Annotated in this window: 11 protein-coding genes, 1 tRNA gene and 2 pseudogenes; 8 read left to right on the top strand and 6 right to left on the bottom strand. The window is 70.5% G+C overall.

What is annotated here, in order from left to right; genetic code table 11:
* Nucleotides 1-9 precede the first annotated feature (9 nt).
* The gene (locus ACFYNS_RS03115) at nucleotides 10-774 is read right to left on the bottom strand and encodes a superoxide dismutase family protein (protein WP_388600398.1); all 765 of its coding nucleotides are present in this window, start codon (nucleotides 772-774) and stop codon (nucleotides 10-12) included.
* Between the two features lie 182 nt (nucleotides 775-956).
* Here ACFYNS_RS03115 and ACFYNS_RS03110 point away from each other — a divergent pair, with 182 nt between their 5' ends.
* Entirely contained in the window at nucleotides 957-1,808 is an 852-nt protein-coding gene (locus ACFYNS_RS03110; protein WP_360298688.1) for a VTT domain-containing protein, read from the top strand.
* On the opposite strand, the gene ACFYNS_RS03105 is transcribed toward ACFYNS_RS03110, so the two are convergent.
* Nucleotides 1,777-2,814, bottom strand: a complete 1,038-nt coding sequence (locus ACFYNS_RS03105; protein WP_388600396.1) for a chitinase — start codon at nucleotides 2,812-2,814, stop codon at nucleotides 1,777-1,779. The genes ACFYNS_RS03110 and ACFYNS_RS03105 overlap by 32 nt on opposite strands.
* A gap of 281 nt (nucleotides 2,815-3,095) precedes the next feature.
* Between ACFYNS_RS03105 and ACFYNS_RS03100 the strand changes: the two genes are divergently transcribed.
* Both ACFYNS_RS03100 and ACFYNS_RS03095 read left to right on the top strand, forming a co-directional pair.
* Nucleotides 3,096-3,989, top strand: a complete 894-nt coding sequence (locus ACFYNS_RS03100; RefSeq protein ID WP_360298683.1) for a glycoside hydrolase family 25 protein — start codon at nucleotides 3,096-3,098, stop codon at nucleotides 3,987-3,989.
* 4 nt (nucleotides 3,990-3,993) lie between these two features.
* Nucleotides 3,994-4,260: a hypothetical protein gene (locus ACFYNS_RS03095; RefSeq protein ID WP_388600393.1), complete on the top strand. Its 267-nt coding sequence runs from the start codon at nucleotides 3,994-3,996 to the stop codon at nucleotides 4,258-4,260.
* Nucleotides 4,261-4,493: 233 nt separating this feature from the next.
* Here ACFYNS_RS03095 and ACFYNS_RS03090 read toward each other — a convergent pair.
* Nucleotides 4,494-5,400: pseudogene (locus ACFYNS_RS03090) on the bottom strand (IS5 family transposase); the annotation flags it as partial.
* A gap of 192 nt (nucleotides 5,401-5,592) precedes the next feature.
* On the opposite strand from ACFYNS_RS03090, the gene ACFYNS_RS03085 reads away from it, so the two are divergent.
* Nucleotides 5,593-6,762 carry a lectin gene (locus ACFYNS_RS03085; RefSeq protein WP_360298677.1) on the top strand — a complete coding sequence of 390 codons (1,170 nt, stop codon included), beginning with the start codon at nucleotides 5,593-5,595 and terminating at the stop codon, nucleotides 6,760-6,762.
* A gap of 51 nt (nucleotides 6,763-6,813) precedes the next feature.
* The gene (locus ACFYNS_RS03080) at nucleotides 6,814-7,383 is read left to right on the top strand and encodes a hypothetical protein (RefSeq protein WP_360298674.1); all 570 of its coding nucleotides are present in this window, start codon (nucleotides 6,814-6,816) and stop codon (nucleotides 7,381-7,383) included.
* A 214-nt stretch (nucleotides 7,384-7,597) separates the two neighbouring features.
* On the opposite strand, the pseudogene ACFYNS_RS03075 reads toward ACFYNS_RS03080, so the two are convergent.
* Nucleotides 7,598-7,933: pseudogene (locus ACFYNS_RS03075) on the bottom strand (LuxR C-terminal-related transcriptional regulator); the annotation flags it as partial.
* A gap of 367 nt (nucleotides 7,934-8,300) precedes the next feature.
* Complete coding sequence (locus ACFYNS_RS03070) at nucleotides 8,301-8,876, bottom strand: CGNR zinc finger domain-containing protein (RefSeq protein ID WP_388600390.1); 576 nt, start codon at nucleotides 8,874-8,876, stop codon at nucleotides 8,301-8,303.
* Nucleotides 8,877-8,958: 82 nt separating this feature from the next.
* Between ACFYNS_RS03070 and ACFYNS_RS03065 the strand changes: the two genes are divergently transcribed.
* Complete coding sequence (locus ACFYNS_RS03065; RefSeq protein ID WP_388600388.1) at nucleotides 8,959-10,131, top strand: epoxide hydrolase family protein; 1,173 nt, start codon at nucleotides 8,959-8,961, stop codon at nucleotides 10,129-10,131.
* A gap of 366 nt (nucleotides 10,132-10,497) precedes the next feature.
* Here ACFYNS_RS03065 and ACFYNS_RS03060 read toward each other — a convergent pair.
* Nucleotides 10,498-10,569: transfer RNA gene (locus ACFYNS_RS03060), tRNA-Val, on the bottom strand.
* A gap of 170 nt (nucleotides 10,570-10,739) precedes the next feature.
* On the opposite strand from ACFYNS_RS03060, the gene ACFYNS_RS03055 reads away from it, so the two are divergent.
* Both ACFYNS_RS03055 and ACFYNS_RS03050 read left to right on the top strand, forming a co-directional pair.
* Entirely contained in the window at nucleotides 10,740-11,996 is a 1,257-nt protein-coding gene (locus tag ACFYNS_RS03055; protein WP_388600858.1) for a hypothetical protein, read from the top strand.
* A 145-nt stretch (nucleotides 11,997-12,141) separates the two neighbouring features.
* The gene (locus ACFYNS_RS03050; protein ID WP_388600385.1) at nucleotides 12,142-12,882 is read left to right on the top strand and encodes a DUF4383 domain-containing protein; all 741 of its coding nucleotides are present in this window, start codon (nucleotides 12,142-12,144) and stop codon (nucleotides 12,880-12,882) included.
* The last annotated feature ends 9 nt before the right edge of the window (nucleotides 12,883-12,891 follow it).

The raw sequence follows: 12,891 nt of genomic DNA, 5'->3' as shown, positions 1-12,891 counted from the left end.
CTCAGCGGATCAGCCGCCGCTGAGCGGGACCGTGAAACAGCCCAGCCGGGCACCGGCCGCACCCGCGTGCCCCTGCCCGGTCCGGGTCGCCCGCTCGTGCAGCACGACCGATCCGGCCCCGCCCGGCCGGAAGGTCCAACCGTGCCGCGAGACGGCACTGCCCCGGCCCGCGGAGTCGGTGGTGACGTCGAGCCACACCTCGTTGCGCGGATTGGCGTAGCGGGGGTCGGTGGAGGGCTGCCGGGGGGCCCGGCGGTGCTGGTAGTGCGGCCCCGCGTCACCGGGCCGGCCCCCGCACGGCCGGGTGTGGACATGCGCCCCGTAGGTGCGGTCCGGGAGCAGGCCGCGCACCCGCAACCACACGGTGGTGCCGTGCCGGGTGGCCCGCCGCGCCACCGTGATACCGGCCCCGGCCGGGACCCGGGCCTGGTCGTAGGTGATCGCGTCGGGACGGATGAAGGCGTTCGCGGGCGAGAACTGGTCCTCGCGCACCAGGAACGGCTGCTGGAAGGGCTGCCGGTCGGCGGCGTGGGCCGTGCTGTCCGTGCCGTCGACGCCATGGGGGCCGTCGGCCGCCCGCCGGGAGGCGGCGCCGCCGGGCGCCGCATGGGCGGCACCGTCCGGACCGGCGCGCCCGCCGGGGGCCGCCGCACGCGGCGGGACGCCGTCCGCGGCCCGTTCCCCGGCCGTGCTCGTCCCGCTCCCGGCGAGCAGCGCCACCGCCGCGGCGGCCGCGGCTCCCACCGCTCCCGCGGTGCGCATCCCTACTCTCATCCCGGCCTCCACTGCCGCATGGTGCTCCGCTGGTCCGATCTTGTGAGATCGGTGTCCGGCGGAGCCGCAGGAGTGTCGCGGCACGCCCCCAGCGCCCCTGAGCGAGGGATCCGGGCGTACGCTGTACGGCGGTAGACCGCCGAACGGCGAGAGACCGGGCAGGGGAAGAAACGGGGACAGCAGTGCCGGAAATCCTGGGGTCGGTGACCGGATCCCCGTGGATCTACGTGGTCATCGCCGTGTCCGTACTGCTCGATGTCTTCGTGCCCGTGCTGCCCAGCGGCGTCCTGGTGATCGCCGCGTCCACAGCGGCCGCCGGGACCACCGCCGCGGACGCCGCCGACCTGCCCAGCGCCGCAGCGCGCAGCGCGGCCGGGAGCGGCCAGCCGGTCGAGGTACTCCTGCTGATGCTGTGCGCCGCCTGCGCCTCGGTGCTGGGCGACCTGGCAGCCTGGCGGCTGGCCTGGCGGGGCGGTGACCGCTTCGACCGGGCCGTCGCCCGCTCCCGCAGACTCACCTCGGCGCAGGAGCAGCTCGGCCGCGCGCTCTCGCAGGGCGGCGGCGCCCTCGTCGTGCTCGCCCGGTTCGCACCCGCCGGACGCTCGGTCGTCAGCCTCACCGCGGGCGTGACACACCGCAGGGCACGGGAGTTCGTGCCCTGGTCGGCGCTGGCCGGGGTGGCCTGGGCCGCCTACAGCGTGGGACTGGGCTACCTCGGCGCCCAGTGGCTGGGGGCCAGTTGGCTGGGCACGGCCGTCTCGGTGCTGGCGCTGTTCCTGGCGGGCGGGCTCGCCGCCTACCTGATACGGCGTGAGCCGGACACCGACGCCGACGCCGCGCCGGAACAGGAGCGGGCGGAGAGCGCCCGCGCGGCGGAACCGGAGCCGGAGGTGTCCACCGCGGGCTCCCTGCTGCCCGGCCCGACCACGTTCCCGGTGCTGCCGATCTTCGCGACCCTCCCGGCGATGCGCGTCGGCGGCGACGCCGTCGAGGAGCCCACCGTCACCACCGCGCTCCCGTCAACGCCCGGGTGAACGCCCACGGCCGCTGGGCGACTCCCGAACAGCGGTCGGCTGCCGGATAGGGCAGCGTGCCGCACGGCCGGTCCCGGTTGACCGACCAGAACGCCAGCCGGGCCAACCGCCGTTCGCGCGCGTAGCGCGCGATGGCGCGGAAATCCGCTACGGTGACGCGTTCCTGATGCACCGTGATGCCGTTCACGGTGGAGATGCCGCTGTGCGCGTAGGCGGTGGCCGCGTCGTAGCCGTACGCCGCACGCAGCCGCGCGGCCAGCCCCTCGGCCGCCCGCACCGTGGCGCGGCCCATGTCCAGCTCGCGCGCCTGCTGCACACCGCTCGCGGTGGTGGGCGGCCCGCTCCCGAAGGCGAACGGCATGATCGTCCAGGAGTCCGGCTCCAGTCCGGCCCGCGCTGCGGTCCCGATCAGCCGGGCGTCCGGCCCGCTCCGGCCGCTGGGCAGCGTCACATGGACGGCGAGTCCGGGATGGGTGGCCTTGACCCGCTTGAGCGCCTCCACCGTCCGGCGGCGGGCCGCGGCGCTCTCGTAGGTGCGCGTCTCGATGTCGATGTCGATCGCGCGCAACCCGTAGGTGCGGATCACCTTCCGGTAGGCCCGGGCCAACGCCGCGGCGTCGGCGCAGTCCTGCTCCAGCTTGCGTCCGCTGCCGCCGCCGAAAGAGACGACGGGCTGGCCACCCGCGACCCGCACCGCCCACAGGGCGCGCTCGTCCGCCCCGCCGCTCAGCGGCCGCACCCCGTCCCAGCGCGGCTCGCACCCGCCCGCGCTCAGCATGAACGCGAAGGTGAACCCGTCCGCTCCCGTCTTCCGCAGGACCGCTCCCGGATCGGGCGGATCACCCCAGCCCTGGGAGTAGTACGGTGCGACGACCGGCCGCGGACGCTCCGCCGCCGCGGCCGACTCGCCGCTCCCGGTCGCCGCTCCCAGTACGGCGAGCCCTGCCGGCAGCAGTACCGCCGCTCGGCCCGCCGGTCCGCGTCCGCGCGCTCTCGTCACCCTCATGCCGACCATCCCAGCCCGCGGCGGCCCGACAGCCCGGCAGCCACCCCAGCAGTTCATACCAACTGATGAACGCCCTTGGCCGATCGCTTCTGGCTGCCCGGCGGTGCGGCGGTGCGGCGGAGTCTGCCGACGGTACGGAGCACTCGGCCACCGCCGTGGACCAGCCGCACCAGGGCGGTTTCCTCCGGATCGGACAGGAAGAGGCGCTCCTGGGAGCTTCGATCGGTCGATTCGCGGGAAAGTCCGCAATATCACCTATGCGCCGGGCCCGGGAGCGGACGATGGCTGATCACATCAAGGGCATCGACGTGGCGTCGTACCAGTCCGAGAACTACGGCACGCGGGGGCTGGACTTCGTCATCATCAAGATCACCGAGGGGACGTCCTACACGAACCCCAAGTGGGTGGCACAGCGGCAGACCGGCCGGGACGCCGGGCTGGTCACCGGCTTCTACCACTTCGTCAGACCCGGCAGCATGAAGGCGCAGGCCGACTACTTCCTCTCGAAGATCAACCTGCGCGCCGGGGACGTCCTCGCCCTCGACTGGGAGGACTCGGGCGTCTCCTCGGCCGACAAGGACGCCTGGATCAGATACGTGCAGGGCAAGGCGGGCGGACACCGGGTCCTGCTCTACTGCAACGTCGACTTCTGGCTGAACCGCGACACGTCCTCGTTCGCGGGCGACGGGCTGTGGATCGCCCAGTACAACGGCCGCCCCGGACAGCCGAGCATCCAGCACCCGTGGCTGCTCCACCAGTACACCAGCGACCCCATCGACACCAATCTCGCCCGGTTCGACAGCCGCGCGGCGATGCGCGCCTGGGCGACGGGCAGCCAGGAGGACGACATGCCCAGCCAGAAAGACCTCTACGACGGAGTGTGGGAACTCGACGGCCAGATGACCGTGCCCTGGGGCAGCGACACCAACCCCGAGTGGAAGCCCAAGAGCGTCCTCATCCACATCGGCGAAGTCGCACGGGAGACCCGGGGCCGCGTGAAAGGGCTGGAGAACGCGGTCGCCGAACTGACCGCCAAGGGCGCGGCCCGGGACGCCGTCCTCGCGAAACTCGCGGAAGGCGGCGGACTGACCGCCGCCGAGATCCAGGCCGCGGCCGAAGCGGGCGCCCGGGCCGCCCTCGACAGGCTGGCGGACGCACTCACCACGGAGGAGTGACCCGATGCAGGTGGACACCAAACGCGTCATACGCACCGTCCTCCAGACAGCCGTGGCCCTGGCCGTCCTGCTGCCGGCGCTCGTGGAGGCGTCCGGCATCCCGGAATCCCTGCCGTGGGTCGCCGGATCGCTCACGGTCGCCGGGGGCCTGGCGCGGGTCATGGCACTCCCCGGGGTGCAGCGGCTGCTGCCGGAGTGGCTGCGCACAGGAGGCGATCCGGACGGTGGCCTCGACGGGCCGGCGCTCCGGGCAGGTGGGGGCCGCGAGTGACACCGCAACGCCATGGGAGTCGGCCGCCGGGTTCCCCCGGCGCCGACCGCCCCCGAGCCGACGACCCGCCGACCAGGCCGGGCCGGCGGCGCCCGGCGGCGCCCGGCGGGAACCTGCGTCGTTTCCCTGCGGACGGGCTCCCGCGGACGGCCTTTCCACCTCGCAACGCACCGGTCGAACCGCCCGCTGTGGGCGGACAGCTCCACTACGCTCTCGAGCGGGGCCCGGGTCTTGTCTGACAAAGGATCTCGGGTGGGTTCGCGTTCGCGGAGCCAGAGGATGAGTGCGGCGAGGTGGACTCCGGCCTTGTATCGGGCGGCGAGTTCGTCGAAGCGGGTGGCGATCGCGCGGAACTGCTCGCGGCGGTTGAAGCAGCGTTCGACCACGTTGCGGGCCCTGTAGACCTCGCGGTCGAAGACGGGTGGCCTGCCGCCGCGCTGTCCGCGCCGCGCACGGTTGGCTTTCCAGTCCGACCGCTGTGGGATCACTGCCCGGGTGCCCCTGCGCCGCAGGGTCCGGCGGATCGCCCGGGAGGAGTACGCGTTGTCCGCGGTGACCGCCTCGGTCTGCAACGGGGCCGCCCGGGTCCGGCCCGGGGCACCCTCAAGCCATCCATGACCTCGTCGAAGACGGTGGAGTCGTTGATGTGTCCGGGCGTGACGACGACGGCCAGAGGCAGGCCCCGGCCGTCGGCGGCGAGATGGACCTCGGTCGTCAGTCCGCCGCGGGAGCGGCCGAGTGCCTGGCGAGCCGCCGCAGATGCCGGATCTTCCAGTTCGTCCCCGCCAGGCGCCCCCTTTCACGGGCTCCGGCGGCGTGCTGGTGGGCCCGGCTGACGGTCGAGTCCACCGAGACCCTCCACGCCACCGCCCCGACCGCGTCGTCACGGACCTGGACCTCCTCCAGCAGACGGGCCCAGGTTCCGTCCGCCTCCCAGCGGGCGAAACGTTCATAGACGGTCTGCCACGGCACATAGCGTTCCGGCAGGTCACGCCACGGAGCACCGATCCGCAACCGCCACAGCACCCCGTTGACCACCTGCCGGTGATCCCGCCACGGACGACCACGACCATCCGCCCCCGGCAACAACGGCGCTATCCGCTCCCACGCCGCATCCGTCAACTCACCACGACCAACCACAAGATCAATTATCAGAAGCGGCCAAGAGTCCCTTTGATCGAATCCGCGTCCCGCCGGGGTGCACGGATTCGACTCGACTGATGTCAATTCCATCCGTTCGCGTGAATCGAACGGAGAAAGGTTTTTTTGGGATCTTTCGGCCGCTCTGGGACATAGGGTGACCCTGGTCACTGCGGAGAAGGAGGAGGAAAAATGAGTGCTTCAGACGGTCCAGGCGAGCCGAACGATGTATTTGAGGAACCTCTGGACATCAGCAAGGGTCAACCGACGAAGGCCTCGGTCCAGTCACTCAAGGATAATTTGCATGCGATCGGACTGACCTGTGAGCTGACCGATGATGAAAACCTCGAGCGGTTCATCGAGCAGGTCCGTAATGACCTGCCGAACGGCGGGGAAAATCAGGCATTCTTCATTGGCAGGCGTTTTGAAGAGGACTTTCAGCAAGCGGCGCCGCAGGAAGCCCAGCTCTTCGCTTCTGCGGTCTGCGGCATCTCCCCTTCCGATACGAGCTACACCACCCGCGAGGCTTTCGGGCACGAGGGAGCGGCCTCCTTCTACGAGTACCTGCTGGACGAGAACCCCCAGAGCAGGGAGTTCATCAGCCAGTTGGCCGGCGTCTCCGTGGAGGCCCCGGACTTCGTCGAGCAGTTCGCCAGGAGCAATCCGTCCGGCATCCAGTTCCTTGCGGAGTTGGCGCAGAGCGGTATCACTCCGGCCGGTGCCGCGACATGGATCCCCGGCACCGACCGGGTGGCCGGGAAATGCGCCGGCTATCTGGCTGAACTCGTCAACGAGGGGCGATTCGACAAGTTGCAGAGCATGGAGGTGAAGAACCGGAGACCCGAATGCAGGAAGGGCGAGCAGAGCGACCGGCGATGGGGATTGGCGAACTACCGCAAGGAGAAATACGAAGGAAGGTATTCGTCCGCCCAGGCCGTCAAGGACCAGTTCAAGAAGAACGCGCTGATGGCTCACACCGCTGTGACGGGGGGTGTCAGCAAGGAGGACCTGGAGGCCTTCGTCTCGTCCGAGGTCCTCCCGTACACCGACGAGAGCGAAGCGGACTACGACACCACCAAGGCGAACAAGGGGAAACTCCGCGAACTCCTCCTCTTCCTGGTGAAGGAGCCGAGCGGACAAGGGGCTTCGGGCACGAACACCGGGCTCGGAGTCATCTCGATCAAGTGGCACCTGAAAGTCAAGAGATACAAGGAGAAAAAGTCGGAGATCAGGCATGACACCACCATGGAGTTCTATTCCCGTTCCATCGTCTACCCTTCGGTATACGATGTGGATGCCGATCCGCCCAACAGAACACGGGTAATCGATCAGGTGAAGGACGACAGGAATCTCTTTCCGTAGCACATTCCCGGTACTGTTTCAGAATTCGACACCGAGACGGAGGATCCAGGAATGGTGAACAAGAGCGCGGTACCCGCCACGACTCCCGAGCCCAACGACGAGGACGAGGTGACGATCTTCCAAGCGCGACCGAGTGCGACCAAGGACACGTTCGACCAGTCCGTGGTCTACGAGTCGGGGTCCGACGAGCGTTTCGCCGTTGTCCTGTATGCGCCCGATCTACAGAACATCGGCTCCATCGACAATACGCAGTCGACCGCCTCGGCCACCTACATCAGGTCCGTCACCGAAGGATTCAGCGTAGGCTCCACGATCACCTTCTCCTCCACGTTTTCGGTCGAAGTCAGCGCCGAAGTCGTCAAGGCGTCCATGCAATTGGGTATGAGCATTTCCTTCACCGCCCAGTACAACAAGTCGACTACCGAATCGATCAGCTTCACCGTCCCGGCCGGCAAGAAGGCATTCCTTTACCAGGGATACCTGCGGACCGTGATCCTCAAGCACGATGTCGGCAGAGGAACTTACGCCTACGTGCCGAACTCGGATGGACGCTTCCTCAGCAACCTCACGGTGACCGCGGAGAAGCCCGTGGTCGGGGCCACCACCGTGCGGCAAAGCTGAAAACGGCCGCAGCTCCGCGGTACGGTCCCGCGGCCCGCCCCTCGACAGGGCGAGCCGCGGGGCCCGGCCGAGACGGTCCCCGCTCGACGGCCGACCGGGCAGGGCGGCGACGCCGGGTACCGCGCGTGAGCCGCGCCTCAAGACGCCCTCGTCGTCGGGCGGGCGGCGGTGAGTCCCCTCGCCCGCGCCCGTACCGCCTCGGCCCGGGCGAACCTCACGTGAGCCCCGCGTCCCGGGCCGGCAGCGCCGCCTGGCCGCGTTCGGTGACATCCAGGGCCGTGAGGATACGGCTGACGTGGGCCTTGACGGTGCTTTCGCGCATGCGGCGAGGACGATCCCGCCGTTGATGTCGCCGCGGGCGAGCAGGGCCAGGACGTCGTGCTTGCGCGGGGTGAGCGCGTCGAGGCGGGCGCGGGCGGCGGCCCGGGGGCGGCCGGAGTGGTGGTAGCGGTCGATGAGGCGACGGGCGGCCGTGGGGGTGGAGCATGGGCGGGCCGGAGGCCACGAGGTGGACGGCGCGCAGGATCTCGGCCGGATCGGTGTCCTTGAGGCGAGAGTGCGTGCATGGCGTCGCACCGGACGCAGACCCGAGTTCACCCAGTACGAAGGCCCACGCCCGGCACAGAGCGAGCATGCACCCGGCGTTGCGAGGCCACCCTCCGGGCAACGACGCGAATCGTCAGACACGGCCCAGTGGCCCGAACGGGACCTGTGGCCCGTTAGGACCTGTGGCCCGGTGGGACCCGTGCCTCAGCCTCAGCCCGGCCCCCAACCCCGGCGCCACGCCCGCGCCACGCCCGCGCCGAACGACGAAGTGCGCGTCGTTCACCCGTACATCGGCGCCGTTCTGCCGACGCTCTTGGCCCGGTCAGGGCGCCGCAGGACGGGGCACGCTCCGCCGATGGACCGAGCGACGCTCACTCCGCCGATCCGGAGTGTTTCCGCCGGCTGGCATGGAAGCGCGCCTTCTTCTGACGATTCCCGCACGTGTTCATGTCGCACCATTTACGGGTGCGACTCTGACTTGCGTCGAAGAAGGCGGCCCGACAGGTCGGTGATGCGCACAAGGCCAATTTTCCGTCTCGTTCACCGGCGATGATCTCGATCGCGTCGGCGGCGATCACCCCGAGGGCATCTTCCACGCGGGAAGCCGAACTGAGCTGCCATTGCCGCTTGCCCTCGGGCGTGAGGATCGCGGCAGCCCGCCCCTGAGCGCTGCAGCCGTTGATGACGTGGACGGCGGATGCGGGGAGAGCCTCCTGGAGTGCGGCCGCCGTCGCGGCGACATCGATCGACTCCCGCAGTTCCCGGGCGAGTTCGAGTTGGGCGGTGGTGCAGGAGTCCACGGCGAGGCCGTACACCGCCAGCCAGTCGACGAGCCGCTGCGGGGTGGGAATGCGCTCCACGGCGTCGCCATGACGCTCCGTCAGAGTCGCCGTGAAGCTGGTGGCCAGCACATTGCCGAGGCGGAAGTCAGGGAACCCAGCGCGCATGGAACCACCCTAGCCGGTTGCAGGTCGATGCGCCGCCATGCTAGAACCGTCTTAGCCGGTTCCGTAATGGCCAGGAGGTCTCATGCCCCGTCCGACCAGCGACGTCGAAGCATTTGAAGCCCACGCACCTGACGCCGACCTCGACGATCTGCGCGCACGGCTGGCCGCGGCGCGGCTCCCGGAGCCCGAGACGGTCCAGCGCGCCGCGCCCGGCCCCGGCCGCTGGGAACAGGGCGTCCCCCTCACCGACCTCGTCGATGTCGTGGACTACTGGCGCACCGGATACGACTGGCGGGCGTTCGAAGCGCGGCTCGACCGGATCGGCCAGTTCCGCACGACCGTCGACGGTCTGGGCATCCACTTCCTGCACCGCCGCTCCCCGCGCGCAGACGCCACGCCGCTGATCGTGACGCACGGCTGGCCGGGCAGCATCGCCGAGTTCATCGACGTGGTGGACGAGTTGGCGGAACCGGAGAACGCGGACGCGCCGGCGTTCCACGTCGTGGCCCCCTCCCTCCCGGGCTTCGGCTACAGCGACAGGCCGACCACCACCGGGTGGGGAACCGAGAAGATCGCAGCCGCATGGGTGGAACTGATGGAAAGGCTCGGCTACGGCACCTTCGCAGCCCACGGCGGCGACTGGGGAGGCAACATCACCACGGTCCTCGGCGGCCGGTTCCCGGAACACGTCCTCGGCATCCACACGACGTTCGCGGAGGCACCGCCCGGATTGACGACGGACGGACTGACAGAGGTCGAGCGCACCTGGACCGAGGAGACCCGCCTTTTCTGGCGCCACCGCGCGGCGTATGCGAAGCAGCAGGCAACCCGGCCGCAGACCATCGGCTACTCCCTCGTCGACTCGCCGGTCGGACTCCTCTCCTGGATCCTCGACAAGTTCGCCGAATGGTCGGACACCGAGGACAGCCCCTTCGAGACGATGTCGCGGGACCGCATTCTCGACGACGTCACCCTGTACTGGCTGACGCGGACCGGCGCATCGGCGGCCCGCATCTACTCCGAGAGCCACAACTCGCTCGATCCCGAACTCCGGGTCGACGTCCCGTCAGCGATCACCATGTATCCCCGCGACATCGAGAAGAGTCCCCGCCCCTGGGCACAGGAGCGGTACCGGCAGATCGTCCGCTGGAACGCACCCGAAAGCGGCGGGCACTTCCCGTCGCTGGAGGTTCCCGAACATTTCGTCAAGGACCTGCAAGAAGGTCTCGCGGCAGTACTGGCCGCCCATCGGTGAACGCGCAGACCGGCGCCGCGGCACTCCCTGACCGCTGGCGACGGCAGCGTGCTGCCCGAAACCGAGCCGCCGGCCCTCGAAGATCACCGGCAGCGACCGGGCCGTGCCGGTCGATCCGACAAAAGGCGCACGCGGTTCGGCTGCAGGCCCGGCCGCCGGATGCACCACAGTGCCGTGGGGCAGACCACGCCGACCGGCCCACCGGACACGGTGTGAACGCGGAGAAGGTCCGACGCAGCCGCGGCCGCCCCATCCGGCCCCGCTCGTGACCGGGCGACGACCAAAGAGGCGGCGGCCCTGCTGCCCGGGAACAGGTCAGGGGCCCGCCGACTTTTGTCGGTGGGCCCCTGACCTGCGTCTATGGTGTGGGCACAACTGGGATCGAACCAGTGACATCCTGCTTGTAAGGCAGGCGCTCTACCGCTGAGCTATGCGCCCGGAGCACGTGCGGGTCGACAGCGTACCTTGCCTGGTGGCAGACCACGCAAACGTGAGGTGCGGGAGCACCCCGCGAACGAATCAGCTCGTGTGTTCGTTGAGCCCAGGTGGGAGAATGAGCACCGGTCCAGGAGTCACAGGCACATACGGGGAGAGGTTACGTGACGGCGATGAACGGCGGTGGAATCCGCCGCTGGGGCTGGGGCAGTGGCCGCGCGGAACAGCTCCGGGCCGACGCGCAGACCGCGAAGGACTCCGCCGCCGCCGCGTTCTACGAACTCGACACGGCCCAGCGCGAGCTGCGCATCTCCATAGAGACCATCAGCGCCGTCGACAGCTCGCCCGCCGGCCGCAAGGCCGCGGCCGACTTCGCCGAGCTCGGCAGGCGCATCGACAGCGTGAGCCACGACTACATCACCGCGGTCGACTCCCACGACCTCGACCGCGACGACCTGGACGGCGCCGCCGCTTCCCGTGCCCGCGCCGAGCTGGACCGGGCACGTGGCGAGCTGGAGCGGGCCAAGGGCGACCTGGACCGGTTCGCGCAGAGCCTGGGCCCGCTGCTGAGCAGCGCGGAGAACCAGCTCGCCCGCCTCGCACCCGCCGTCGAGCGGGCCCGGCAGTCGCTGCTGGGCGCCAGCAACGCGCTGGACGCGGTGCGGGCCGAGGGGCTGCGCGCCGACGACCTCGCGGCGCGGCTGGCGGCGCTCTCGCCCGAGCTGACCAAGCTCAACGAGGGCGCGGGTACCCACGGGGTTCAAGAGACCGTCCAGCGCGCGGACCAGGTCGTACGGGAAGCCGAGGCGATCCGCGCGCAGGCCGAGGGGCTGCCGCAGCAGGCGGCCGACATCGACAAGCGGATCGCCTCCCTGCGCACCCGCACCGAGGCACTGCAGAACCGGGCCGGGAAGGTGGAGCCGGTTCTCAGCGAACTGCGGCGGCGGTTCAGTGCCGCCTGCTGGCAGGACCTGCAGCAGGTGCCGCAGCAGGCGGAGCGCTCGGCTCGGCAGGCCGGCGAGAAGCTGCGGGAGGCCCGCACGGCCCGCGAGGAGCAGCGCTGGCCGGACGCGACGGCGCTGCTGTCGACCGTACGGGCGCTGCTGAACACCACCGACGAGGCGGTGAAGGCCGCCGGGGACCGGCTGCAGCGGCTCAACGAGGTCTCCTTCGACCACAGCCGCGAGGTCGAACGCACCCGCTTCGCGATCCGCGACGCGCAGCGGCTCGCGATGGCCGGGCGCGCCACCCCTGATCCCCGGCATGCGCAGCCGCTGGACAACGCGGTGGAGCGGGTGGACCGCGCGGTCGCCTCCCTCACCGGCCGCCACCCGGACTACTGGCACCTGCTGACCGAGCTGGACGCGGTCAAGGAGACGGTGCAGCAGGTGGTCGACCAGATCCGCCAGGAGCGCGCGTCGGGCAACTGAGGCGGCGGACCCCGGCCCCCTGAGCTGCCGGGCCGCGCCAGGAGCGCCCGGGCCGTCACCGAGCGTCGCTGTTGAGGCGGGGTCGCAGCGGGCTGATGCTGGAGGGGACAGCCGAGCGCTTTCCAGCCGCCCCGAGGGGGTCCCCGTGGCCGCGTCGCCGTCCCCCGCCCGTGCCTCCCGCCCTCGCCGCGTGCTGCCGCGCGGGCGCCGGGCCCTGGACGAGCACATGCCGGTGCACCACAAGCTGAGCCGGATCTATCGCCTGGGCTCGGCCCTGGTCGGGGTCATCCTGACGCTCTTCGGCATCCTGGGCCTCACCGACAACATCGGTTTCTTCGACACCGGTGGCGACCAGGTGGGCGGCCTGAGCACGAACGGCGCGCTCAGCGTGCTCTCCGTCGTCGTGGGCCTGCTGCTGTTCGCCGGGATGGTGCGCGGCGGGAACTTCGCCTCCAGCCTCAACATCACTTTCGGCGGCCTGTTCCTGCTCAGCGGATTCGTCAATCTGGCGCTGCTGGAGACGAGCTTCAACATGCTCGCGTTCGAGCTGCAGAACGTGCTGTTCAGCTTTGTCGTCGGGCTGCTGCTGCTCGTCTTCGGGATGTACGGGCGCGTGGGCAGCGCCCTGCCGCACGACAATCCGTACTGGCAGCAGCGCCATGTGGACGAGGTCACCCGTGCCCGGCGGGAGCACGACCGGAACGAGCAGCGGACCCGTGCCCGGTTGCGGGGCGAGGAGCTGCGGCGCCGGGCCTCGCTCTTCGGCGGCGCGGAGGACGGCGGGGCCTCCGGCGGGGAGGACGAGCCGGATCCGGGCGGCGACGGCGGGCAGCAGGACGCCGACGTCGAGAGGGGCGGCGACGGCGGGCAGCGGGGCGATCGCTGACCGGGCCGG

Source organism: Streptomyces sp. NPDC006925 (assembly GCF_042869575.1).
Classification (GTDB): domain Bacteria; phylum Actinomycetota; class Actinomycetes; order Streptomycetales; family Streptomycetaceae; genus Streptomyces.
The sequence above is the reverse complement of the archived record's forward strand: the minus strand, read 5'-3'. Positions and strand labels throughout refer to the sequence as shown.